The 24,413-nt window shown below is 57.6% G+C and carries 26 protein-coding genes; 6 read left to right on the forward strand and 20 right to left on the reverse strand.

Annotated features, from left to right (window positions below; translation table 11 throughout):
- The first annotated feature begins 16 nt into the window (after positions 1-16).
- From GOV91_RS09405 to pdeM, 5 genes are all read left to right on the forward strand, one after another.
- Positions 17-868, forward strand: coding sequence for a lipopolysaccharide assembly protein LapB (locus GOV91_RS09405; protein ID WP_171177928.1), 852 nt, complete (start codon positions 17-19; stop codon positions 866-868).
- Positions 869-871: 3 nt separating this feature from the next.
- Entirely contained in the window at positions 872-1,417 is a 546-nt protein-coding gene (locus GOV91_RS09410) for a prepilin peptidase (RefSeq protein WP_171235302.1), read from the forward strand.
- A 117-nt stretch (positions 1,418-1,534) separates the two neighbouring features.
- Positions 1,535-2,842 (forward strand): ATPase, encoded by a 1,308-nt coding sequence (locus GOV91_RS09415; RefSeq protein WP_171235303.1) that lies wholly within the window; start codon positions 1,535-1,537, stop codon positions 2,840-2,842.
- 40 nt (positions 2,843-2,882) lie between these two features.
- Positions 2,883-5,294 (forward strand): ligase-associated DNA damage response DEXH box helicase, encoded by a 2,412-nt coding sequence (locus GOV91_RS09420; RefSeq protein WP_171235304.1) that lies wholly within the window; start codon positions 2,883-2,885, stop codon positions 5,292-5,294.
- Between the two features lie 40 nt (positions 5,295-5,334).
- On the forward strand, positions 5,335-5,997 hold the full coding sequence (gene pdeM, locus GOV91_RS09425) for a ligase-associated DNA damage response endonuclease PdeM (protein ID WP_171235305.1): 663 nt from the start codon (positions 5,335-5,337) through the stop codon (positions 5,995-5,997).
- 2 nt (positions 5,998-5,999) lie between these two features.
- Here pdeM and GOV91_RS09430 read toward each other — a convergent pair whose 3' ends face one another.
- From GOV91_RS09430 to ruvC, 18 genes are all read right to left on the reverse strand, one after another.
- On the reverse strand, positions 6,000-6,593 hold the full coding sequence (locus tag GOV91_RS09430; protein ID WP_254440636.1) for a LytTR family DNA-binding domain-containing protein: 594 nt from the start codon (positions 6,591-6,593) through the stop codon (positions 6,000-6,002).
- A 360-nt stretch (positions 6,594-6,953) separates the two neighbouring features.
- Complete coding sequence (gene folD / locus GOV91_RS09435) at positions 6,954-7,844, reverse strand: bifunctional methylenetetrahydrofolate dehydrogenase/methenyltetrahydrofolate cyclohydrolase FolD (protein WP_171235307.1); 891 nt, start codon at positions 7,842-7,844, stop codon at positions 6,954-6,956.
- 53 nt (positions 7,845-7,897) lie between these two features.
- Positions 7,898-8,203, reverse strand: a complete 306-nt coding sequence (locus GOV91_RS09440) for a chorismate mutase (protein WP_171177942.1) — start codon at positions 8,201-8,203, stop codon at positions 7,898-7,900.
- A 58-nt stretch (positions 8,204-8,261) separates the two neighbouring features.
- Entirely contained in the window at positions 8,262-9,938 is a 1,677-nt protein-coding gene (locus GOV91_RS09445; RefSeq protein WP_171235308.1) for a formate--tetrahydrofolate ligase, read from the reverse strand.
- A 165-nt stretch (positions 9,939-10,103) separates the two neighbouring features.
- A complete protein-coding gene (locus tag GOV91_RS09450; protein WP_171235309.1) occupies positions 10,104-10,679 on the reverse strand; it encodes an MOSC domain-containing protein in 576 nt (191 codons plus the stop codon).
- Positions 10,680-10,778: 99 nt separating this feature from the next.
- Complete coding sequence (gene ftsH, locus GOV91_RS09455; protein WP_171177949.1) at positions 10,779-12,695, reverse strand: ATP-dependent zinc metalloprotease FtsH; 1,917 nt, start codon at positions 12,693-12,695, stop codon at positions 10,779-10,781.
- Positions 12,696-12,770: 75 nt separating this feature from the next.
- Positions 12,771-14,030: a tRNA lysidine(34) synthetase TilS gene (tilS, locus tag GOV91_RS09460; RefSeq protein WP_371732293.1), complete on the reverse strand. Its 1,260-nt coding sequence runs from the start codon at positions 14,028-14,030 to the stop codon at positions 12,771-12,773.
- On the reverse strand, positions 14,021-14,842 hold the full coding sequence (gene ybgF / locus GOV91_RS09465; RefSeq protein WP_171235414.1) for a tol-pal system protein YbgF: 822 nt from the start codon (positions 14,840-14,842) through the stop codon (positions 14,021-14,023). The genes tilS and ybgF overlap by 10 nt, the downstream gene beginning before the upstream one ends.
- A gap of 4 nt (positions 14,843-14,846) precedes the next feature.
- On the reverse strand, positions 14,847-15,353 hold the full coding sequence (gene pal, locus GOV91_RS09470) for a peptidoglycan-associated lipoprotein Pal (RefSeq protein WP_171177962.1): 507 nt from the start codon (positions 15,351-15,353) through the stop codon (positions 14,847-14,849).
- Positions 15,354-15,425: 72 nt separating this feature from the next.
- Complete coding sequence (gene tolB / locus GOV91_RS09475; protein WP_171235311.1) at positions 15,426-16,745, reverse strand: Tol-Pal system beta propeller repeat protein TolB; 1,320 nt, start codon at positions 16,743-16,745, stop codon at positions 15,426-15,428.
- Positions 16,742-17,845 carry an energy transducer TonB gene (locus GOV91_RS09480; RefSeq protein ID WP_171235312.1) on the reverse strand — a complete coding sequence of 368 codons (1,104 nt, stop codon included), beginning with the start codon at positions 17,843-17,845 and terminating at the stop codon, positions 16,742-16,744. The genes tolB and GOV91_RS09480 overlap by 4 nt, the downstream gene beginning before the upstream one ends.
- 9 nt (positions 17,846-17,854) lie before the next feature.
- On the reverse strand, positions 17,855-18,331 hold the full coding sequence (gene tolR, locus GOV91_RS09485) for a protein TolR (protein WP_152457226.1): 477 nt from the start codon (positions 18,329-18,331) through the stop codon (positions 17,855-17,857).
- Between the two features lie 2 nt (positions 18,332-18,333).
- Complete coding sequence (tolQ, locus tag GOV91_RS09490) at positions 18,334-19,029, reverse strand: protein TolQ (RefSeq protein WP_171235313.1); 696 nt, start codon at positions 19,027-19,029, stop codon at positions 18,334-18,336.
- 110 nt (positions 19,030-19,139) lie between these two features.
- The gene (gene ybgC, locus GOV91_RS09495; RefSeq protein ID WP_171235314.1) at positions 19,140-19,523 is read right to left on the reverse strand and encodes a tol-pal system-associated acyl-CoA thioesterase; all 384 of its coding nucleotides are present in this window, start codon (positions 19,521-19,523) and stop codon (positions 19,140-19,142) included.
- On the reverse strand, positions 19,520-20,143 hold the full coding sequence (locus GOV91_RS09500; RefSeq protein ID WP_171235415.1) for a hypothetical protein: 624 nt from the start codon (positions 20,141-20,143) through the stop codon (positions 19,520-19,522). Before GOV91_RS09500 ends, ybgC begins: the two co-directional genes overlap by 4 nt.
- Positions 20,144-20,206: 63 nt before the next feature.
- The gene (ruvB, locus tag GOV91_RS09505) at positions 20,207-21,226 is read right to left on the reverse strand and encodes a Holliday junction branch migration DNA helicase RuvB (protein ID WP_171235315.1); all 1,020 of its coding nucleotides are present in this window, start codon (positions 21,224-21,226) and stop codon (positions 20,207-20,209) included.
- A gap of 4 nt (positions 21,227-21,230) precedes the next feature.
- Positions 21,231-21,908, reverse strand: coding sequence for a Holliday junction branch migration protein RuvA (ruvA, locus tag GOV91_RS09510; RefSeq protein ID WP_171235316.1), 678 nt, complete (start codon positions 21,906-21,908; stop codon positions 21,231-21,233).
- Positions 21,905-22,402 carry a crossover junction endodeoxyribonuclease RuvC gene (gene ruvC / locus GOV91_RS09515; protein WP_171235317.1) on the reverse strand — a complete coding sequence of 166 codons (498 nt, stop codon included), beginning with the start codon at positions 22,400-22,402 and terminating at the stop codon, positions 21,905-21,907. The genes ruvA and ruvC overlap by 4 nt, the downstream gene beginning before the upstream one ends.
- 335 nt (positions 22,403-22,737) lie before the next feature.
- Here ruvC and GOV91_RS09520 point away from each other — a divergent pair, with 335 nt between their 5' ends.
- Positions 22,738-22,953: a DUF1127 domain-containing protein gene (locus GOV91_RS09520; RefSeq protein ID WP_171186923.1), complete on the forward strand. Its 216-nt coding sequence runs from the start codon at positions 22,738-22,740 to the stop codon at positions 22,951-22,953.
- Positions 22,954-23,057: 104 nt separating this feature from the next.
- Here the strand turns inward: GOV91_RS09520 and GOV91_RS09525 are convergent, their stop codons facing one another.
- Both GOV91_RS09525 and GOV91_RS09530 read right to left on the reverse strand, forming a co-directional pair.
- Positions 23,058-23,402, reverse strand: a complete 345-nt coding sequence (locus GOV91_RS09525; RefSeq protein WP_171235318.1) for a hypothetical protein — start codon at positions 23,400-23,402, stop codon at positions 23,058-23,060.
- Positions 23,403-23,503: 101 nt separating this feature from the next.
- A complete protein-coding gene (locus tag GOV91_RS09530; protein ID WP_171235319.1) occupies positions 23,504-24,382 on the reverse strand; it encodes a 50S ribosomal protein L11 methyltransferase in 879 nt (292 codons plus the stop codon).
- Positions 24,383-24,413: the final 31 nt, after the last annotated feature.

The following is a 24,413-nucleotide window of genomic DNA, read 5'->3' on the forward strand; positions in this document are numbered from 1 at the left end:
AGTAAAGGACGCAAAAATGCGCCAGCAATTCTTGATTCCGACTGTCATTATCAGCGGTCTGATCCTTTCGGCCTGTGCAAAGGAAACCGAAGAGGAAAAAGTCGAACGCACGTTTCAAGAAGTGAACGTGATTGACGAAACAAACTTGAACGATGTGCTTCTGAACGCGGCTGACCCAAACGAAGCTGTTACCTATTTTCAGGGTGCCGCGCTAAAAAATCCCGACCGGATCGACCTTCAACGCGGATTGGCCATTTCTCTGGGACGTGCCAAGCGCACGACTGAAGCCGCAGCCGCGTGGAAGCGCGTGACGACAATGAAGGGCACGAACGCCGCGGACAGGGTCGAGTACGCGGATGCATTGGTCAGGAGCGGCGACTGGACAAAGGCCAAATCAGTTCTGGATACAGTTCCCCCAACCTTTGAGACCTTCAAGCGGTATCGACTTGAAGCAGTGGTCGCGGATTCGCGCAAAGAATGGAAGCGTGCTGACCACTTTTATGAAACCGCAGTCGGCCTGACCACCCGGCCCGGCAGCGTCATGAACAACTGGGGATATTCGAAACTGACCCGCGGTGAATATGCCGAAGCTGAGCGCCTGTTCACTGACGCCATCCGTCAGGATAGCTCATTGTTCACCGCCAAGAACAATCTGGTATTGGCCCGTTCGGCACAGGGCAACTATAGCCTACCAGTCGTTCCGATGACCCAGATCGAGCGGGCGCGGCTGCTGAACACAATGGCAATTTCAGCTGTTAAACAAGGCGACGTCACAACCGCAAAGAACCTGTTCCGCGAAGCAATCGCTACCCATCCACAGCATTTCGACGAAGCGGTCCGCTCGCTTCGTGCGCTTGAAGGGGCCTGATACATGCACATTCCAGCAGCCGCTGCGGCCTGGTTTCTGCCGTTTGTGCTGCCGATCTGTTTTTATGTCGCCTTCACCGATATGCGTGACATGCGGATCAAGAACCATGCCGTTTACGCGCTGACGCTGATCTTTGTTGTAATCGGCCTGTTCGCAATACCACCCTGGTCGACAGACTGGCTAAGCGGCAATCTGGGTCCTTTGTCGGTGTCGTTGCCGATTTATGCATGGCAACTGCTCCATATCGTGGTGATCTTGCTTCTGGGTATCATCCTGAACGCTGCAGGGGTCATGGGTGCGGGCGACGCCAAGTTCATGGCTGCGGCATCTGCTTTTATCTGGTCGGGTGATCTCAGGGTGATGATGCTGATCCTTATGGCCTGTATTCTGGCCGCTGTTGTGACACACCGGCTTGCTAAACATACACCGCTGCGGGCCATTGCGCCGCATTGGGAAAGCTGGGATCGCGGCAAACAGTTTCCAATGGGGCTTGCTCTGGCTGGTTCCCTGGCCATGTACTTGATTTTGGGTACTGTTCTCGGATCGTAAACTATCATCAGCACGCCTTGTCATTGCCTTTGTCCCGCCACAAAGCTGGGTCATTTTTCCTCCAAACCGCCCTCATTCGGGTATTTGGCGTGACACTTTGACAAACGAGCAACGCGCATGAATATGCAGACTTCCGCAGTTATGGCCCCCCCTGCCCCAAAAGGCCTGGGCGAAATGAAACTTCCGCTGGTGATGATGCGGGATATTCTGCTGAAAACCGTCTTCCGCAAAAATGCCAGCACCGTTTCCGAAATCGCAGCGGCCATTTGTCTGCCCGGTTCGGTAACGCAGGAACTGGTGGACATCGCACGCGATCAGAAACTGCTGGAGGCGACCGGGACCCTGAATGCTAACAGCGGCAACGAGATGGGGTATCAGCTGACCGATGCAGGCAAGGCCCGCGCCTTGGACGCGCTGAGCCAGTCAGAATACTTCGGTGCCATGCCCGTGCCGCTGGACGTTTACCGCGAGCAGGTTAAACGCCAGTCAATCCGCAACATTCAGGTCACACGAGAACAACTGGTTGGCGCAATGGGCCATCTGGTGCTGCCCGACAGCCTGCTGGATCATCTGGGCCCCGCGGTCAGCGCCGGTCGTTCAATCCTGATGTATGGCCCTCCGGGCAACGGTAAATCCTCAATTTCGAACGGTATACGCGACGCGCTTGGGGACAATGTATATGTGCCTTACGCCATCGAATATGCCGGTCAGGTGATCACCGTCTATGACCCGATCGTACACACTGCGATCGAGCAAGAGCCTGACGACCCCAACAGCCTGCGTCGCCGCAAACGGTTTGATTCGCGCTATGTGCAATGCGAAAGACCCACGGTTGTGACCGGTGGTGAACTGTCGCTGAGCATGCTGGATCTGGTCTACAACCCGACCGCGCGGACCTATCAGGCTCCGTTGCAGCTGAAATCGACCGGCGGCATCTTCATCGTGGACGACCTTGGCCGTCAGGCTGAACCGCCGCAGGCGCTGGTCAACCGTTGGATTGTTCCGTTGGAAGAGAACAAGGATATCCTGGGCCTGCAATCGGGTGAGAAATTCGAAGTGCCGTTTGACACGTTGGTCATCTTCTCGACCAACTTCCACCCGAATGAGATCTTCGACCAAGCGGCCCTGCGCCGGATCTTCTTCAAAATCAAAATCGACGGTCCGAACCAGGAAAACTTCCTGAAAATCTTTGCCATGGTGGCCCGCAAACGCGGCATGCCACTGGATGAGGCGGCACTGGTGCATCTGCTGAAGGTTAAATACCCGACCATCAACAACATCTACGCCAATTATCAGCCGATCTTCCTGATCGATCAGATGATCTCGATCTGCGAATTTGAGGGCATCCCCTATCAGATGAGCCCCGATCTGATCGACCGCGCCTGGGCCAACATGTTCGTAAAAGACGAGAAAATCGTCAAATAACGCTGTGCCAATTCCTCTGCCGCGCGGGTAATCTGTGTTCATGACGCAGATTCCCGCTCGGATTGGTACATGGTTTTCCACCAAAGGCTGGTCCATCCACCCGCATCAGCATGAGATGTTCGACCGGGCGCAAGACCCCGCAACCTTGCTGATCGCGCCCACAGGCGGCGGCAAGACCATGGCCGGGTTTCTGCCCACACTGGCTGAACTGGCCGACGGTGCCCATACCGGATTGCACACGATCTATGTTTCACCGCTCAAGGCGCTGGCGGCCGATATCAAACGAAACCTGCGCACCCCGGTGGACGAGATCGATCTGCCCATCCGGATCGAAGATCGCACCGGAGACACATCGGCCACACAGAAGAGACGTCAACGCGCCGATCCGCCCCATATCCTGCTAACCACACCCGAAAGCCTGGCACTGCTGACCTCTTACGAAGATGCGCCACGTATGTTCGATGGTGTGCAACGGATCATCGTCGATGAAATCCACGCGCTGGCAGAAAGCAAGCGCGGAGACCAGTTGATGCTGGCGCTGGCACGACTGCAACGCCTCAACCCTGCTCTGCGTCGCGTCGGCTTGTCAGCCACCGTTGAAGACCCCGCAGCAATCGCCCGCTTTCTGGCCCGCCACCCTGACCCCTGCCAGATCGTACAGGCAGATCCGGGGCCGGACCCGGATATCCAAATGCTGGAAACAACCGAGATGCCGCCCTGGTCCGGTGGTGGCGCAGCCTATGCGATTCCGGCGGTGCTGGATCAAATCCGGCAGCATAAAACCACACTGATCTTTCATAACACGCGCGCTCAGGCCGAAATCTTCTTTCACAACCTGTGGCTGGCCAATGAAGACGGCCTGCCCATCGGCATTCATCACGGCAGCCTTGACCGGCAACAACGCGAGAGGGTTGAGGCTGCGATGGTCCGGGGGGATCTGCGCGCCATCGTTTGCACTGGTTCTTTGGATCTGGGCATCGACTGGGGCGATGTGGATCTGGTGATCCAGATCGGTGCACCCAAGAATGTCAAACGTCTTGTTCAACGGATCGGGCGGGCCAATCACCGTTATAACGCGCCCTCAAAGGCGCTGCTGGTGCCTGCCAACCGGTTTGAAGTGGTCGAATGCGTCGCTGCGCTGGAGGCGGTAAAAGCCCATGATCTGGATGGCGAACCCCGCGGCCCTGGCCCCCGCGATGTCTTGTGCCAGCATATTCTGATTGCCGCCTGCGCCGGACCGTTTGAGGCCGGTGATCTGTACAAGGAAATGACGGCTGCGGGGCCTTACGCGAACCTGAACCGTGCCGAGTTTGACGCCTGTCTCGATTTCTGCGCCACCGGTGGTTACGCCTTGAAGGCATATGATCGCTGGCAACGGCTGCAACAACGTGCTGACGGGAAATGGCAGTTGCGTGATCCCCGCGCAGCGTCGCGCATTCGCATGAATTTGGGCACAATTCAGGACACAGACACACTCAAAGTGCGTCTTAAACGTAGCCGAGGGGGCAAGCCGTTGGGAGAGGTTGAGGAAGCTTTTGCCGCCTCTCTGACACTTGGCGACACTTTTTTGATAGGTGGACAAATTGTCCGGTATGAAGGCCTGCGCGAAATGGTGGTCGAGGTCAGCCGTCGTGCTGATCGCAAACCCAAGATCGCGACCTTCTCGGGTACGAAATTTGCAACCTCCACCCAGCTCAGCGACCGCATTCTGCGCATGTTTGCCCAAGAAGATTGGCCGCAACTGCCCTCTCATACCGAGGAATGGCTGGCCTTGCAGCGGCAGATCTCGCGCCTGCCTCAGCGCGACCGCTTGCTGATCGAAAGCTTTCCAAGCGACGGTCGGGAACATCTATGTGTTTACGGATTCGCCGGTCGTAACGCGCAGCAAACACTGGGTCTGCTGCTGACGAAACGGATGGAAGATACTGGCCTGGCCCCGATGGGCTTTGTTGCAACGGATTACGCCACGCTGATCTGGGGGCTGGATGCAGTTACAGATCCTACCCCACTGTTTCAACGCGACGCGTTGCGCGACGGGTTGGACACTTGGCTCGCTGGCAATGCCGTGATGAAACGCACCTTTCGCGCCTCTGCCACCATAGCGGGCCTGATCGAACGCAACACGGGTGGCCAACGCAAAAGCGGGCGGCAGGCAACGTTTTCGTCGGACATTCTCTATGACACTCTGTGGAAATACGACCCGGATCACCTGTTGATGCAGATCACCCGTGAAGAAGCAATGCGCGGGTTGGTCGATTTTGGCCGGATTGAAGCCATGCTGGAGCGGATAGGCGACCGTATGGATCTGCTGCGGCTGGATCGCATATCGCCACTGTCAGCCCCACTTTTCCTTGAGGTCGGAAAAGTGCCCGTGAAAGGCGCTGCAGAGGAACGCCTGCTGGCGGAAGAAAGCGAGCGCTTATTGCAGTCAGCCGGGCTTGATCAGCTTTGATCCTCTTGCGTCGGGCAACAAAACACGCCAAGAACGTATCATGAACGTGTGCGAGTTTTTCTTTGCAAGTCAGCGCCTAGGCGCTCTGTCTTCGGGTGCGCTGTGGTGGCCAGAGCAGCAAATGCTGTGTGTCTCGGACCTGCATTTGGGCAAATCCGAACGATTGGCGCGGCGCAACGGGCTTGCATTGCCCCCTTATGACACCCGCGAAACACTGGATCGATTGGCGGATGATTTGGAGCGCACCAACGCGGAAACTGTTCTATGCTTGGGTGACAGCTTTGACGACCTTGAAGCCGCCCAAGCGCTGCCTTCAGCCGAAAGACTTCGGATCGCAGCATTGCAAGCTGGGCGCAAATGGATATGGATCGAAGGAAACCATGATCCCGGCCCAATTGAGCTGGGCGGAACTCACCTGTTCGAATGGCGCAACGGCCCGCTTGTCTTTCGCCATATCGCAGAGGATCAAGCACAAGGAGAAGTTTCCGGCCATTACCACCCAAAAGCGCGGATCAGGGTAAGAGGGCGGCACATTTCGCGACCCGCTTTTCTATTGGATCAAAAACGCCTGATCCTGCCGGCTTACGGTACTTTCACAGGCGGGCTGCGCAGTTCGGATCAAGTTCTGGCAGACCTCATGGATCAAAGCGCCATGGCTATTCTAACCGGCCCGCACCCGCAGATGATGCCGATGCCGCGCTAACGTCAGATCAAACCGTCCTGTTCCAACATCGGTTTGTACTTTCGGCTGACTGGCACCAGATCGCCGTTGACCAGCTTTAAGAACGTTTTGCCATTTGTCTTTTCAACACCGGCGATAGAAGCATCCGTCACCCAATGTGAGCGATGCGAGCAATGGCCGGGAACCGGTTCCATCTCGGCAATGGCGTCCGTGAAACGCGACCGGAGCGTGAAAACACCTTCCGAAGTCACAACATCCACATTGTGATCCCTTACGGTCAGGCGATAAATTTGACCATTGAAACCAGCAGGTAAGCGTTTGGCAAGACGCGGCTTTTCAATGTCTGGCGACAACGCCACTGCAGCCTGCAAGTCGTTGCGTTGCACAAAAACCAGCCCTGCCACCAACAACACCCCATAAACAGCAACTGTTTGCGCACCTGGTGCCATATGACCACCGATAGTGAACAAAATCCACGCCAGCAACCAAAGCGACGGTGTGAAAAAGGACAGGATCAGACCGGCGTAAGCTAGATCCCGGGCTGGAATGTTCAAAAGCAATGGGCTGTTGAGCATCAGCTTTCGCACTAAACCGCTCACTGAAAGTGCCAAGACCATGACGCCGACCCAAAACAGAAGGCGCAAACCAAAACTGAGTTCGGCAACCAGAAATGGTGGGAACGCATAGGCAAGCAAAGGAAGAAAAACGACGCCCGCTGACACTCTTTGCGGGGTGCAAGCTTTTCGAATTGAATTTAACTTAGACGACATACTGCTTTTGTGCGTGCATAGCCCGAGCGCGATAGGCACAAGGGAAAATAAACCTGTAAACAACTGGAAATACAGGCTTATCAGGATAGTTCAAGCTGGGAAACCCACTCATGAGTACGTCGCTCATGTTGTCTTGGGTGTAGTCCTGGCGTGTCACGCAGTCAGGTTAGGCGACGGGCCGTCTGTAGCGGCCCGACCCAAGTTGGTTTAGGCTGTCAGACCTTCCGGTTCTGGCAATCCGTTGGACCGGCAGCAGGCGGTCAGCGTGTTGGCCAGCAAACACGCGATAGTCATCGGGCCTACGCCGCCCGGAACCGGAGTGATTGCGCCCGCACGTTCAGCCGCGCTGGCGTAATCTACGTCGCCAACCAGCTTGTTCTTGCCGTCACGCTCGATCCGGTTAATGCCTACGTCGATCACGGTGGCACCTTCCTTGATCCAGTCGCCCGGCACCATCTCAGGACGGCCAACAGCGGCGACAACAATGTCTGCGCGACGCACGACGTCAGGCAGGTCTTTTGTGCGCGAATGCGCAATCGTTACGGTGCAGCTGTCGCCCAGCAACAGCTGTGCCATAGGTTTGCCAACGATGTTTGAACGGCCAATCACAACCGCGTCCATGCCTGACAGCGAGCCGTGATAGTCGCGCAGCATCATCAGGCACCCCAGCGGCGTGCAGGGAACCATCGATTTCTGCCCGGTGCCCAGCAGGCCAACGTTAGAGATGTGAAAACCATCGACATCCTTGGCAGGATCAATCGAGTTGATCACAAGATCTTCGTTCAGATGCTTTGGCAGAGGCAGCTGAACCAGAATGCCATGGACGGCGGGATCGTTGTTCAGCTTATCGATCAGAGCCAGCAGGTCCTCTTCCGAGGTGTCGACGTCCAACTTGTGTTCGTACGAGTTCATGCCAACCTCAACGGTCTGCTTGCCCTTTGAGCGGACATAGACCTGACTGGCCGGGTCTTCACCGACCAGAACCACCGCCAAGCCGGGGGTGATGCCGTTTTCTTCTTTCAGCTTGGCAACCTGATCGGCCACTTGCACGCGCACTTTTGCCGCGAATGCCTTACCGTCGATAACCTGCGCTACCATCCTTTGATCCCTTCTTTCAAAAAACGGATCGGGCGCAAGATGCGCCCGGTCAGTCAGTCAGAGCCGAGCACACGCTCTTCGCGGGCAATCGACCAATCTATCAAAATACGCCAGAGTTCTTCAGCAAGCTCAGGGTCCATACCCAGTTCATCGGAACTCTTGCGCACGCGCTGCACCACCTCTTCAACACGATCCGGGATTCGGGCGGGCAGCCCCTCGCCGGGTTTCAGCTGGGACGCACGGTCGATGTAACTGGCACGGTTCACCAGCATTTCGATCAGTTGGCGGTCCAGCCTGTCGATCTGAACCCGCAATTCCTGCATAGTGTCACAGTCTTGCGGCGGTGTCAGAGTGGGCATCGCGGTCTCCTCATGGCCCGGGGAAATCCCCGGACCACGAGATGGTTCAAAAAACGGCTTAGAACAAGCCCTCGATCTCACCTGCGTCGTTAAGGCAGATGGTTTCTGCAGCCGGTTTGCGGGGCAGACCAGGCATGGTCATGATCTCACCGCAAACAACGACGATGAAGCCGGCACCTGCGGACAGGCGAACCTCACGCACCGGAACCGAGTGGCCGGTGGGCGCACCGCGCAGGGTCGGATCGGTCGAGAACGAGTACTGAGTTTTCGCCATGCAGACCGGCAGGTTGCCATAGCCCGCGTCTTCCCACTCGCGCAGTTGGTTGCGGATCTTGTTGTCGGCCAGAACTTCGTCAGCGCGGTAGATGCGCTTGGCGATGGTTTCGATCTTTTCGAACAGCGGCATTTCGTCGGGGTAGATCGGCGCGAAGTTTGCGGTGCCACCTTCAACGATTTCGACCACTTTCTCGGCCAGCGGAGCCGAGCCTTCCGAGCCCAGTTCCCAGTGACGCGACAGAACTGCTTCGACACCGTGATCGGCGCAGTAGTTCTTGACGGCCTCGACTTCGGCATCGGTGTCGGTGACGAAGTGGTTGATAGCGACAACAACCGGCACACCGAACGATTTCACGTTCTCGATGTGGCGGCCCAGGTTGGCGCAGCCCGACTTAACAGCGTCAACGTTTTCAGCACCCAGATCAGCCTTGGCCACGCCACCGTTCATCTTCATCGCGCGTACAGTGGCAACCAGTACAACAGCCGACGGGGCGATGCCCGCTTTACGGCATTTGATGTTCATGAACTTTTCGGCGCCAAGGTCCGCACCAAAGCCAGCCTCGGTCACAACATAGTCAGCGACTTTCAGCGCGGTCTTGGTCGCGATGACCGAGTTACAGCCGTGCGCGATGTTCGCGAACGGGCCACCGTGAACAAAGGCCGGGTTGTTTTCCAGCGTTTGCACCAGGTTCGGCTGCATGGCGTCCTTCAGCAGAACGGTCATTGCGCCTTCGGCCTTGATGTCGCGGCAATAAACCGGGGTTTTATCGCGGCGGTAAGCAACGATGATGTCGCCCATACGCTTTTCAAGGTCTTTCAGGTCGTTGGCCAGGCACAGGATCGCCATGACTTCGGATGCCACGGTGATGTCAAAGCCTGCTTCGCGTGGGAAGCCGTTCGAAACACCTCCCAAGCTGGCGGTGATCTGACGCAGGGCACGGTCGTTCATGTCGACCACACGACGCCATGCAACACGGCGCGTGTCGATTTCGGCTTCATTGCCCCAGTAAATGTGGTTGTCGATCATCGCCGACAGCAGCGAGTGCGCCGAGGTGATGGCGTGGAAGTCGCCGGTGAAGTGCAGGTTCATCTCTTCCATCGGAACAACCTGCGCGTAACCGCCACCTGCAGCGCCGCCCTTCATGCCGAAGTTCGGGCCCAGCGAGGCTTCGCGGATACAGATCATCGCATTCTTGCCGATGCGGTTCAGGCCGTCACCCAGACCAACGGTGGTGGTGGTCTTGCCTTCGCCTGCCGGGGTCGGGTTAATCGCGGTCACCAAAATCAGCTTGCCGTCTTCGCGGTCCTGAACCGAGTTGATGAAGTCCTGACTGACTTTAGCTTTGTCATGGCCGTAAGGCAGCAGATCCGCTGAGTCGATGCCGATCTTGGCACCGATTTCCTGAATCGGCTTTTTGTTCGCTTCACGAGCGATTTCGATATCGGATTTGTAGCTCATTGGCCGGGGTCCCTAATTGAATGCCGTGCGATACCGACGCGATACGTCGGCGCTGCGCATTCCATACCCTTGTGTACAATCTCAATAGCCATGGATTCCGACATTCTGGTGTCGCGAAGCGTCGTAAGGTCATTTCATCGGTTTCTAATCGGAAACCTGACGCGTTTAAGGAGCCCAGGCGGCCTGGTCCGGAACAAACAACGTCAGATGATCCCCAAGCTGAATACGCCCCGGGAGTTCGACCCATCCGGTTATGCCGCGACGACCCACCGCTGCCGGTTTAAACGCGACACCATATCCGGGCTGATCCGCCTCGACCTCGCGCCCCGGTAACACGCAGGGAGCGTTTTCCATGTCGACGGTGATTGTTGCACCTAACGCGGCCTGCAAGCGTGATGATGGCGGAATGTGCGAGAAATCGGGAATGCCTTTCAGGACAATTGATGCGCCAAGATATGCGGGGTCCAGCGCCTCCAAACCCATACCCTGCGCGATCTGGTCAAGCTCTTCCACCGACAGAACCGACAACTGACGTACATTGCGGATTTCTGTCCCTGTGGGATAGAGGTTTTTGACCCGCACACAGGATGCCCGATTGAGCCCTTCGTGCCGTTCCCCAGCCACACCATCAAATGCCAGGTCCAACTCTTGCACGGCTGTCGCACGAAGCGACTGCCCAGCAGGAACATGGCCCAACCAAACCACTTCGCCTACATATTCAGTTTCACGCAAAAACGGCATAATGGCATCCCTTTTCCGCTGGAGTTCGAAAGGCATATTGCCCAGCAAACGTCAGATGAAAAGAGAAAAGACCCGAGCGTTCGCCCGGGTCTTTGTGATTTATGCGGTAGGTTCTGGCTCCATCCCGCCCTCAGGAGGGGATTTCTTGGCCTTCGTCTTGGGAATGGCCGTAACGCTGGGTGCGCTGCCCTGATCCGGGCTGTCCCCTTCGTCATCGCCTTCGGTCGGCGATTCACCATTCATGACACGCTTGATCTCGTCCCCGGTCAGGGTCTCGTATTCCAGCAGGCCTTGGGCCAAACGCTCCCATTCTTCGTTCTTGTCGGTCAGAATCTTGTGAGCGCGCTCATAGCCTTGCTGGATCAGGCGCTTTACCTCTTCCTCGATCAGCTCTTTGGTATGCGCCGACACTGAGAAACCAGCAGTGTTGCCTGAATATCCCTCATGCGCCTCGGCATAATCGATATTGCCGACTTTATCGGACATACCCCAGCGCATCACCATGGCGCGGGCCAACTGGCTGGCCTGCATGATGTCACCGGCGGGACCGTTCGAGACGTGGTCTTCACCGTACTTGATCACCTCGGCAGCTTTGCCCGCCATGGTCATCGCCAGCTTCTGCTCACACTCGTCCCTGTGATAGTTCAGCTGATCCATTTCAGGCAGGCTGACAACCATGCCAAGCGCACCGCCACGCGGGATGATCGTCGCCTTATAGACCGGATCACACAGCGGCAGGGTCATGCCAACGACGGCGTGGCCCGATTCGTGATAGGCGGTCTTTTCTTTCTGATCCTGAGTCAGCACCATCGAGCGGCGCTCGGCCCCCATCATCACCTTGTCTTTGGCGTTCTCAAAGTCTTCCATGGTGACAAAGCGACGCCCCACACGCGCTGCCATCAGCGCAGCCTCGTTCACAAGGTTCGCCAGATCAGCGCCCGAGAAACCCGGAGTACCACGCGCGATGATGCGCAGATCGACATCGGGGCCCAAAGGTGTCTTGCGGGCGTGCACGCCCAGAATCTTCTCGCGGCCTTTGATGTCGGGGTTGCCAACTGTCACGTTGCGGTCAAACCGGCCCGGACGCAGCAGCGCAGGGTCCAGAACATCCTTACGGTTGGTCGCCGCCAGTATGATCACGCCTTCATTGGCCTCGAACCCGTCCATCTCAACCAGCAGCTGGTTGAGCGTCTGTTCGCGTTCATCATTACCACCACCATAACCGGCACCACGGTGACGGCCCACGGCGTCGATCTCGTCGATGAAAACGATACAGGGCGCGTTCTTCTTGGCCTGTTCGAACATGTCGCGCACGCGGGATGCACCAACACCCACGAACATCTCAACGAAGTCCGAACCGGAAATTGTGAAGAACGGTACACCTGCCTCACCTGCAATCGCACGGGCCAGCAGTGTTTTACCGGTACCCGGAGGGCCAACCAAAAGCGCACCTTTTGGAATTTTGCCGCCGAGGCGCGAAAACTTCTGCGGGTTGCGCAGGAATTCAACGATCTCTTCCAGCTCTTCCTTGGCCTCATCAATGCCAGCAACATCATCGAAGGTCACACGGCCATGCTTTTCGGTCAGCATCTTGGCCTTGGACTTGCCAAAGCCCATCGCACCGCCTTTGCCGCCGCCCTGCATGCGGTTCATGAAGTAAACCCATACGCCGATCAGCAGCAAGAAAGGCAGCAGCGTGATCAGGAAGGACTGGAACCCAGACTGCTGTTGCTTGACCGCTTGAACCGGGATGTTCTCATCGATCAGCAGCTTGGTGACCTCGGCGTCGCCTGGTTTGATCGTGACATAGGTCGCGCCGTTTTCAGTGGTATAGCGAATCTGCTCTCCATCCAGCGTCACGTTTTTGACTTCACCGCTTTGGACGGCACCGACAAAGTCGGAATATGTTCTCTCATTGCTCTGAAGCGTTCCACCCGGTCCACTGAACAGATTGAACAGTGCCAGAATAAGCAGGAACAGAACGACCCAAAACGCGATATTGCGAGCGTTGCCCAAGGAAAATCTCCCAAAAGTTTCGGCAGGTGAGGAACTGCCAAGTTGTCTCTTAAAATAGAGAGGATTGTTCTATGTTCAATGCGATAAAAAAGATGCGTGAAATGCAGGCCAATCCGAGACCGGTTCCGCACGCCATCCATTGGCAAATCCCGCAAGCGGAGCCGCAACAACCGTTTCGCCCGCCCAAACCGCAGGGGTTGCAGTCAAAGCAAGCCTGGGACGCCCTGTGTTTCGCCAATTTACGACCTGGTGCAGCCCTTTTTCGCCCAGCGCTCGAATTTCCGCGCCTTCCGTTTCTGGGCCGGTCAGCACCCATTTGCTGTCCCAGGCGGTGCCAGATGCGGCAATTTGGCCCTCTACGGACTTAAATTCCCTGCAAATCCAAACACTCGCGCCTTTCGGCACTAGCAGACACCCGGCAATTGACCCGGCTTGACCGCAGGCAATAGCATCCATTGCCTGCTCTACAGTCGCCTGACGCGGGGGATAGCCCTGCCCGGCAATCCATTCGAGAATTCCCAGCAGAACACGCCTTTGAATCTCTTTCGGCAGTGCAGCAAACCCAGCCCGGTCCACCCTCACATCGCTTTGATCGACCCGTGTCACTTTCCGCGCGGATTCCTGCGCAAAAACACCCAAAGCCTCATGCGCCTGCGCCAGATTATTTGCTACGCGTGACAAAGACAGTGCATCGATTCCCAAGGGTTCAAGACCGTGAAGAGCTTCACGAGCCTTGATCCGGTCAAATTGCGCGTCCTGATTCGATGGGTCCTCGACCCAACTCGCCTCGATTTCTGTTAGGTAAGTGCGCAGCCTGTCTCGGGTGATACCCAGCATTGGTCGCAACAACGTCACCCCATCCCGTTGCCGCATGGGCGACATACCTGACAGGCCTGTGACGCCAGAGGACCGCCCCAGTCGCATGAGCAAAGTTTCGGCCTGATCGTCTGCGGTATGCCCCAAAGCGATTGCACCAATACCATTGTCCTTTGCCCAATTGGTCATCAGGTTGTATCGCGCCTGACGCGCTTGATCTTGCAGGTTGCCCACACCGTCCCAGCCCGACCATCGCAGAGTGTCGTGCTGCAAGCCCAGGGTCGCAGCCTGACGGGCAACGGCCTCGGCCTCCTGCGCCGCCTCGGGGCGCAACCCGTGGTCGACTGTGACAGCATAGAGTGTGATCGCTTCTGTTTGGGCGACAGTGTGCAACAGATGCATCAGGGCGACGGAATCTCCGCCACCTGATACAGCAACCCCCAGCTTGCGGGGCAGATTGTCCGGCAACCTTTTGCGAAGATCGGAAATCAGGCTGTCTGGCTGAGTGCTCAAGAACACCCCAGCGCGGTCATCTCTTGCGTGGCGTTTGCCAGCGCAGGCGCAGAGGGGAATCGCACCCCGACCTCATTCAGTGTGATGCAAGCCTGATCGGTTTGTCCCAATCGGCCCAGAGCCGCGCCCAGCTCGTACAGGGCTTCGGGGGCAAAGGCACCTTCGGAATCGCCGGTGAAGCTGGCCAAAAAGGCGCGAGCCGCTTCGCGAGTGTCACCCAGTCCCTCAAGGGCGTGACCCCGTTTCAGGTTCGCTTCAGGGGCCAGTGGGCTGCCGGGATAGTTTGCCTCGAACTGCGCGAACATGGTGGCGGCCGTTTGGAAATCACCATCGACCAAAGCTTGCGACGCCGTATCGAAATCCGCGCGTTCGCCTACGGCAAGCTCGGTTTGATCCGTTACCGGTGGCGTTGCAACGCTTACGGTGCCCGTGTCAGACGCCGTATCACCGCCCAATGTCGACGTTTCCTCAAGCGCCGACAGGTCTCCGCCTTCAAGTTCGACCAGTCGAAACTCCAGATCGCCTATGCGGTTTGTACCGTCGGTGACTATGTTCTGGACCCGTTGGTTCAATTGCTCGGTCTGGCGCGTCAGGCGCTGCAACTCAGCCTCGATCGCGTCAACACGCTCAAGCACTGAACTGCCGGACAGGTTGGGCGCAGGCGATCCTGTGGTGGAAAACTCGCGCTTCAGGCGCTGTATCTCGACATGCAGCACCGTCAGCTCCTGACGAATATCCGCCAGGGTCTGCTGATCCTGTGCCTTCGCCACACCCGCCGTCGCCACGACGGCCGCCAAAACCCATCCTGCAATACGCATCATCTTACCCCAGAGTTGACCCTGTCAGCACCGTCACCGCACGGCGGTTCTTGGCGTAGCAGTCCTCGGTGCTGCAAATCTCGATCGGGCGTTCCTTGCCGTAGCTGACTGTTTTAAGACGGTTACCCGCCACCCCGCGGGAAATCAGATACTCGCGCGCGGCATTTGCGCGCTTTGCGCCCAAACCAAGGTTGTATTCCCGCGTACCCTGTTCATCTGCGTGACCTTCTATCGTGGCGACAAAATCAGGGTTGGCCAACAACCACTCTGCCTGCCCCTGCAGAACGGTTTGTGCCTGCGGTGTAAGGGTCGACTGATCAACAGCGAAAAGGACACGGTCGCCAACTGTTTGCTGGAAATACGCCGGCGAACGTGGGTCGCTTGGCGAACCCGGCACGATAGCGCCAGTGCCACCTGCGCCACCGCCCCCCAAAGCGGAAGGGTCGTTATTTGAACAGGCGGCAATCACACTCAGCGCGCCCAGCGCCAGAACTTTGCTCAATACGTTCATTTCAAGTGCCTCGTGTTTTGTTTATTGCCGCCTGTCTACCACAGGCGCGATTCGTTGTGAACTTTGCTGCGATCAATTCTGCAACGGGCCCCATGACGGGTCGCTGCCACCATCCGGAGTGCGCACCGGGCGCAGATTTCGGCCCGATATATCCACTGAATATAGCGAGGCCCGACCGCTTGCCCCCTGCGTTTCGCGGGTGAACATGATAACGCGTCCATTGGGCGACCAGGTGGGACCTTCATCCAGGAACGAAGCAGTCAGCAACCGTTCTTCCGACCCGTCCGTGCGCATGACGCCAATGTGGAACCGGCCTTTGTTTTGCTTGGTAAAGGCGATTAAATCGCCGCGCGGCGACCAAACCGGGGTGCCATAACGCCCCGCGCCAAAGCTGATCCGCGTTGCCTCACCCCCATTTGCAGGCATCACATAAAGCTGCGGTGTGCCCGACCGGTCGCTTTCAAAAACGATGCGGCTGCCATCCGGAGAATAGCTGGGCGCTGTTTCAATCGCGGGCGTGTTGGTCAGGCGTGTACTTTGACCCGAGGCCAGATCCATCTTCCACAAATCCGTGTTACCGCCCTGAATCAGCGAATACACGATCGACCGACCATCGGGCGAGAAACGGGGCGAAAAGCTCATGGTGCCGTCCTGGGTCTTGAGTTCTTGCCGTTTCACGCGCCCCACATCCAGAACATAGATGCGTGGGCTGCCGCTTTCGTAGCTGGTGTACAGCAATCGGTCGCCTGTGGGCGAAAAGCGCGGTGCCAGTACGATGGCGGAACTGTCGGTCAGGTACTGCACATTTGCGCCGTCGTAATCCATGATCGCCAACCGCTTGAGGCGTTGATCCTTGGGTCCGCTTTCCGACACAAAGGCCACGCGGCTGTCGAAATACCCTCCTTCACCTGTGATCCGGCTATAGACCTGATCGGCAACCTTGTGCGCCATGCGGCGCCAGCCCTCGGTTGTACCTGCCAGTTGCAGGCCGGTGCCCAGTTCCTGACCCGAGAACACATCCCAGACACGGAACCGGACCGTCAATCGTTTCCCCGAAACATTGACTGCCCCAGTAACCAACGCATCAGCGTTAATCGCTTTCCAGTCAGCGAACTGAACCGGCGCTTCAAAACTGCTAACCCGACTGATGAACGCGTCTGATGATATCTCGCGGAACAGCCCGGTTCCGGTCAGGTCTGCTGCTATCACGCGCGAAATATCCTGCGCATATTGCGCGGCCGAAGGGCCATCGGGCACGAAATTGGGAACCGCAAAGGGCAAGGGCTCGATTATGCCCTGGTCCAATTCCAGCCGCAGGGGGCCGTTTTGTGCGTAAACCGGCGCGGACATCAATGTCAGGCCGACAAAGAGGCTGGTCAGAAGTTTCATCATTTGATCCGCATCCTCTCGGGATTGAATGTAATCTCAACATCCTGCCACTGAGCGTATTTGTCAGCAGGCAGGTCATATCCTTTGGCTCCACAGCGCAAAATCGCGCGTCGCGCGGCCTGGTATGCCTGATTGGCGGCACCAGCAGACCCGCCAGAGCTGTCCAGCATCCGAATGCTGCCATCAACAACTGTACCGTCGCGGTTCAGCGAAAACGCAACCACGACCACCGTTTTCAGCGCATCCGTAGACAGTGAACCTACGTTCCAACACCTGGACACAGCCAGTCGCATTGCATCTTTCTCACCGCTGGTGAGCGGCGGGCCCGAGGGCTCGGTGCCTGCGCCCAGAGCTTCAGCCAAGGCATCGTTTATCGCAGTCTCGTCTGTCTGCGTTTCGGGTTCCGGGGTCGTCTCGGGCGTTTCAGCAACTTCCGGTTCCGGCGGCGGGCTGGGCCGATTGGGGCGTGTGCGCGGGCGGGGTGAACTGAGCAGGGGTTCCTTGGTTTCTTCCGCCTCGGTCACAATCTCTGGCGCGGCCTCTTCCGGGGCGGTTTGATCTTGCTGTTCCTGCTGCACCTCAGCGCCCTCATCCAAGGACACCGGAGGCGTTTCAAACTCATCCGGCGTTGCCTCGGGCGGTGGCGGCGCAATCGCCTCGGGCGCAACGCGATCAGCAGGGCGCGGCTGCGCTTCTGGTTCGGGCTGCACGGGCTGTGCAACGGTTTCAACCTCAGGCTCGGCCAATGAAGGCGGCTCCTCCGGAAGCTCGGGCTCGGGCGGGGCTTCAACGATAATGGGCGCGGGTTCAGGGTCGGGTTCAGCAGGCGCCACGGGTTCGGGGCGCGGCTGTTGCTCAACTACCGGTTCCGGCGGGCTGGTTTCCGCCTGCTCAGGGTCGGGCGGTTGTTGCAAAGCGGCAGGCACTTCGGAGACGTCGGGCGCGTCGCGCTGCGCGGTCATAGCCGCGAATTGTTCAGCGGTGATCACGGAAACATCCTGGACAGCCATCGGCAACGGCTCGGACCGAAAGGTGCCGCCAAAAAGTGCGACGCCAATCAGGCTGACATGTGCAATCGCCGAAATCTTGGTGCCGGTATCCACCGTGCGACCTCACTCTCCACCTTCATCCAGCGTTGGCCCGCCCGTATCGGTCACAAGGCCAACGTTAGAAAACCCGCCCGCATTCAGCGCGCCCATGACCTGCATCACCTGCGCGTAGGGAATTGCACCATCTGCGCGCAGGAACACACGGTCACTGCTCCGCTCTGCCGCAATCGCGCGCAGCTTGCCAATCAACTCTTCGCGCAAGACATCGGTCGTCTGGATTTGCACGCGCCCATCTGCGGTGAGCGTCACGGTCAATGGTTCCTCGTTGTCACCGGGCAAAGCGCTTGCCGCGGTCTTAGGCAAATCGACAGGAACACCCACGGTCAGAAGCGGTGCCGCGACCATGAATATGATCAGCAACACCAGCATGACGTCCACAAATGGCGTCACGTTGATTTCGGCCATGGGTTGAGCGCGCCCGCGACGCCGTCCGCGCCTGCGCCCGTTACCACCCGAAGATTGCTGAACCGCCGCGCCCATGGTCAGCTGTCCAACTGACGCGACAGAATGGTGGCGAACTCATCGGCAAAAGCTTCGTAGCCACCAACAATCCGGTCACTATCCGCGCTAAGCTTGTTATAAAAAATAACCGCAGGGATCGCGGCCAACAAACCCAGGCCCGTCGCCAACAGCGCTTCGGCGATACCGGGGGCGACAACGGCCAGATTGGTGTTCTGCTGCTCGGCAATCTCGATAAAGGCATTCATAATGCCCCAAACGGTACCAAAGAGGCCGATAAACGGCGCGGTCGAGCCAACTGTGGCCAAAATGGGCAACCCTTTTTGCAAGGTCTCCGCCTCTTTTGCGATGGCCACATCCATCGATCGGTCGATCCGCGCAGTTGCACCGGCGATCAGCCCACCATCATTTCGGTGTGACCTTCGCCATTCGATCATACCTGCGGCAAAGATCTTTTCAGAACTGCCGTCCGGTTGCGTTCCGACCTGCTCAAACAGCTCATCCAAAGGGTTGCCCGACCAGAAGCTTTCATCAAACACCTGCGCCTCACGACGTGCAGCCCGATAGTTGATCAGCTTTTGGATGATAATGCCCCAGGACCAAATCGATGCACCGATCAGCATCAACATCACCAATTTGACGATAAAGGTCGCGCGGGCATACAGCCCCCACATGGAGAAATCGATCTCCTGCGCCAGCGCCAGCGTTTCAGCTTCCATGAACCTGCTCTTTGTTTTTGCCTGACGGCCGTTTGTTTGGCCTTGTTTTGTCAAACGCTAACGCAGTTGGGGCTGAAAAGCCAACAGAACCACCCTTGGTCCGCAAATTGTTACATCAATGCGCGAATCTCTGCCGGCAGACGGATCGGTTTGCCATCCTTGTTGATGCACACAGCCGTCACCGAGGCGCGAAAAATCTCGGTCTCCCCTCGCCGAACCAGCTGCGCCATTGTCAGGCGCACGCCGGAAATCTCAGTCACTTCGGTTTCAACAATCAACTCGTCATCAAACTTGGCAGGCGAAAGGTAATCGGCCTCAACCCGCCGCACGACCCATACAATGCCCTCGTCCCGCATGGCGTTCTGATCATTGCCCAGATTGCGCACCCAATCCGAGCGGGCACGCTCAATATACCGCAGATAATTCGCGTGATAGACAACACCGCCCATGTCGGTGTCTTCATAGTAAACGCGAACCGGGTACACGTGTTTCATTGTGGCAGCTCCAGCCGGGCAAACAGCCTGAGTGCATGAGACGCATCCTGCGCCGCCCCGGGCAGGACCGGATCATAGGCGGCCCGGATCAATGCAGCAATGTCAGGGCGCAGGATCGTTGCCTCACCGGCGACAGCCAGCGGTGATTGCGTGCGAAACGCAGTATCGGACCAAAGCAAGACGGTCTGCACCACCTGGCTAAGGGCAAGCGTTTCCGCCGGAACCTTGGACAATTCCTTGTCCATACGCAGGAACACAAACGCTGCTCGGATTGCGCCATCTTCTTCGAACCGGAATATACGATACTGATTGGCATCCGCAGCCACCAGGCGTTCCACCAAAGGCCCAAGGTCCGGGACCAGCCGATCAAGATCAGGCACTTCCAGCAGTTCTTGCCAGTCGCGAAAAAAGAAGACCATGCAATTGGCACCAAGCTCGGGATCGGTCTCGGCCATCTTATGCCCAGCCAAAGTTACAACGGCTTCGAACGCGCCCTTAACGGTCACCAGCGTCTCGTCTTCGACACCAAACACGATTGGCACGATGGGACGTCCCCAACGCGCGAACAGGAAGTCACCGCTTTCGCGTGTAAACAGCGCCTCAATTTCTTCTGGTGTCACACCCAGTCCTTCTTCTTGTTTCAAATACGGCCGCCGGAGGCACAAAATCCTGATCGCACCGCTTCAACCAAACAGATCGTTCTGCCGCTTCGGCGCAGCCATGCCCAAATGGGTCCACGCCTTCTGCGCCAACATCCGTCCACGCGGGGTTCGTTGAATCAAACCTTGCTGCAACAAGAAGGGTTCGATCACTTCTTCCAGCGAGTCGCGGCTTTCTGACAAGGCTGCCGACATTGTTTCAATACCGACCGGGCCGCCCCCATAGTTTTCGGCGATCAGTTTTAGATACCGGCGGTCCGCCCCATCAAGCCCCAGGTGGTCCACACTCAGCCGCGTTAAGGCTCCGTCCGCCAGTTCGCGTGTTATCCGACCGTCGCCTTCAACGATGGCAAAATCCACAACCCGCCGCAGCAACCGCCCCGCAATCCGAGGGGTGCCACGTGACCTGCGCGCAATCTCGCGCGCGCCGTCATCATCTGCCGGAGCCCCCAGCTTTCGCGCGTTGCGCGTAACGATCTCGTGCAATTCATCGACTGTGTAGAACTGCAATCGCGTCGGGATACCGAAACGGTCGCGCAAAGGGGTTGTCAGCAAACCCATTCGGGTCGTGGCCCCCACCAGCGTGAACGGCTGCAACTCGATCCGCACGGTTCGGGCCGCAGGTCCTTCGCCGATCACCAGATCCAGCTCAAAATCTTCCATCGCGGGATACAGCACCTCTTCCACCGCCGGATTCAAACGGTGGATTTCATCGATGAACAGAACATCGCGCGCTTCCAGATTGGTCAGGATCGCCGCCAGATCGCCAGCTTTGGCCAGAACCGGGCCGGAGGTCATACGAAAGTTGACACCCAACTCACGCGCCATGATTTGTGCCAGGGTTGTTTTCCCCAATCCCGGCGGGCCATGGAACAAGGTATGATCCATCGCCTCGCCCCGTTGCTTGGCGGATTGAATAAAAATACGCAGGTTGGCCCGCGCCTCGGCCTGACCGATGAACTCGTTCAGCCCTTGCGGACGCAATGCACGATCGTTGTCCTCAGGCAGAGGATCCGGGCGCAGGGTGGGATCAGCATCTACCATTTGACTACCCTTTCGGAGCCAACAATCTGAGCGCGGCACGGATCAGATCAGCCTCGCCCGCTTCAGGTTGGCTTGCCGCCGCCTCGGCCACGGCTGCTGCCGCGTCAGACGGTCCATATCCAAGATTGGCCAGTGCCGACAATGCACCAGCGGATGCCGCAGCAGCCCCCGATGGCGGTTTCGATGACCGTTTTGGAGCGGGCGCGGGTTCGGCCAGTTCCACTACCTCAAGCGCGGGCCCATCCAGCGCCTCGGCGACCGTGCCGCCCATAGCCATGACCCCCGGCGCTTTGTCCTTGAGGTCCAGCACAATCCGCTGCGCCGTTTTAGGCCCTACCCCTTTGGCCGCTTTGACCGCACCCCAATCGCTCAGGGCAATGGCGCGGCTTACACCATCCGGCCCCAAAGCGCTGAGGATGGCCAAAGACACCTTTGCGCCGACACCCTGAACCGAGCACAAAAGGCGATGCCATTCCTTTTCGACCAACGAGAGAAAACCGTAAAGCTGCATCAGATCTTCGCGCACGACCATGTCGGTATAGATCGAGACTGCCTCGCCGACGCCCGGCAACGCCGCCAAAGTCCGGTCGGAACAATAGACGATATAGCCAACGCCTCGCACATCGATCAGAACGTGATCTGCTGCGCGATAGTCCAGCCGCCCTGTCAGTTTGCCAATCATGCCCGCACCTCTTTCACACGCGCTTGTTGTGTCTTTCCGTAATAGGCGTGGCAGATCGCAATCGCCAGCGCATCCGCCGCGTCCGCACCTTTTGGCAGACACCCGGGCAACTGCAGCTTGACCATATGCATGACCTGCTCCTTCTCGGCATGGCCCACGCCGACCACGGTCTTCTTAACCCGATTGGGAGCATATTCGCCCACCGGCAATCCAGCCTGCGCCAATGTCAGCAACGCAACGCCCCGCGCCTGACCCAGCTTAAGCGTCCCTGCCCCATCCTTGTTCACAAATGTCTGTTCGATGGCGGCCTGATCCGGGCGGTGATCGGCAATCACTTCGACAATCTGGTTGTGCAGCGACAACAGGCGCTCACCCAGATCGTCCCCATCTGATTTGCATAACCCATTGGCTACATGGCACAGACGGCTGCCATTTGATTCGATGACGCCCCATCCCAGGGTCCTAAGCCCCGGATCAATGCCTAGAATTCGCATGTTGTGCCTCGGCCTGCTCGGGTTTTGTGATCTTTTTTTCAACGCCTAGCACGAAGCGTGAACATTTTCCAAGCGAATTGGCCCAAAGTCTGAAAACGACACCTATATCTCAGCCGCGACCCAGAGGCAGATTTACGACCCGAAAAAGGTCTGAAAACGGCACCTTTGTTAACGCAAATTTACCAATAAATTAAGGGGGTTTCAGCATTTCAGAGCATTGCAAAAAATGCATAGGACACATGCAAAAACTGAACTTGTGCACGCGAATTGGCAGCACTAGATGCCGCTCAGATTGCAAGATTGAAAAGTGAACACAAACCAGAAGGAAACAGGATATGGCTGCACTGGACACTACCCGCATCGCCACCACTGGCTCGTTCGGCCTCGTTGGCCGTATCGGCGCATATTTCGTATCGGCCGTGAACGCCGCAATCGAATGGAATGACGCCCGCGTAACCCGCAACGCCCTGATCGTTCTGAGCGACCGCGAACTGGAAGACATCGGCCTGTGCCGTGGCGACATTGACGCCATCGCCGAAGGCCGTCGGTGATCCCGACCACCACTTACACGCCCCTGACTTTTTCGTCATGAGGGCAAAAAGAAACACCGCGCGCCCGAACGGCACGCGGTGTTTTTTTGATTAACGCTTAAGATTCAGAAGAGCAGCTTGTTCATTTGCTGGGACAGAGCCTGAGATACAGGATCGATCTGCATTACCCAAGCCCCTGCCTGTTCCACTTTGGTGCCTTCGTTCAGGCTGTCGATTCTGTATTGATATCCCGTCGGCCCCAGGTGGGACAAAAGAAACGCTTTGAACACAAAGAACGCAACAAGCGTGAACAGCAGAACCCGTACTGGCACGGCAGAACTGACCCGTTGCGGCCTCATGACCACCAGACCATCCTTGCGCATCGTTGCGCGATAGCCCCGGCTCATCTTCTGATGCTTCTTGTTCAGGCGATTAACGCGCTGATTGAACTCCAGTTGTTTACCCGTCATGGCAGCCTCCAAAAACCGCCCCCCTCGACTTTGATCAGAAAACGGTAATTAGAGATTGCGACAAAAGCGTGGCAAAATTCCACAAAACTCCTGCAAATGGCCTAATTCGCGCCCTGTTTGCTTAAAATTAGGGTCGTCCATTCACCAATCTCGCCCCTGTGAGCAAGATTGAACTCGTTTTGAGAATAAATGGAAACCACATCATCTACCTGCTCGTTAAGGATTCCCGACAGTATCGCATACCCTCCGGGGCGCAGATTCGCGGAGATTTCAGGCGATAGCGCCACCAGCGGACCCTTCAGAATATTGGCAAAGATCAGATCATACGGGGCGTGTGCCTTGAGGTCAGGATGATCGAAGCCAGCGGCCTCGACGCATTTCACCGCACCTGACATACCGTTTGCCTTCAGGTTCGCCTCGGCCACGTCAACGGCGACTTCGTCGATATCGCTGGCGATGATGTCACCATCCCAGACCCGAGCGGCGGCCATGGCCAAAACAGCCGTACCACAGCCAATATCCGCCACTTTCGATGCAGTAAATCCTTCGTCCAGCAAGCGATCCAGTGCCTTCAAGCATCCCAATGTTGTGCCGTGATGCCCGGTACCAAAGGCCATCGCAGCCTCGATCAGCAACGGAATGCGGCCTTCGGGCAGCTTGTCGGCATCATGGCTGCCGTAGACAAAGAACCGACCTGCTTCGACTGGCGCAAGCTCGCGACGCACATGTGCGACCCAGTCGGTTTCGGGCAGCTCAGACACGACAAAGGGCTTCGCCTCGAACGCAGCCGCAAGGACCGCCAGCGCGGTTTCGTCTGGGGCTTCGGTGAAATAGCCGCCCACTTCCCACAGGCCCGAAGCGTCCTCGACCTCGAACACACCAACACCGGTGGGTTCCGGCTCCAAACGCTCCATGGCTTCGCCCAGACCTTCGGCGGCCTTCTTACCTGTCAGCGTAGTCAGCGCGGTGAATGTGGGCATCTGGGCCTCCTGTCTCAGTTGGCACAGCGCC

Origin of the sequence: Ruegeria sp. HKCCA6837 (assembly GCF_013034475.1) — a bacterium.
In the GTDB taxonomy this organism is placed as follows: Bacteria; Pseudomonadota; Alphaproteobacteria; order Rhodobacterales; family Rhodobacteraceae; genus Ruegeria.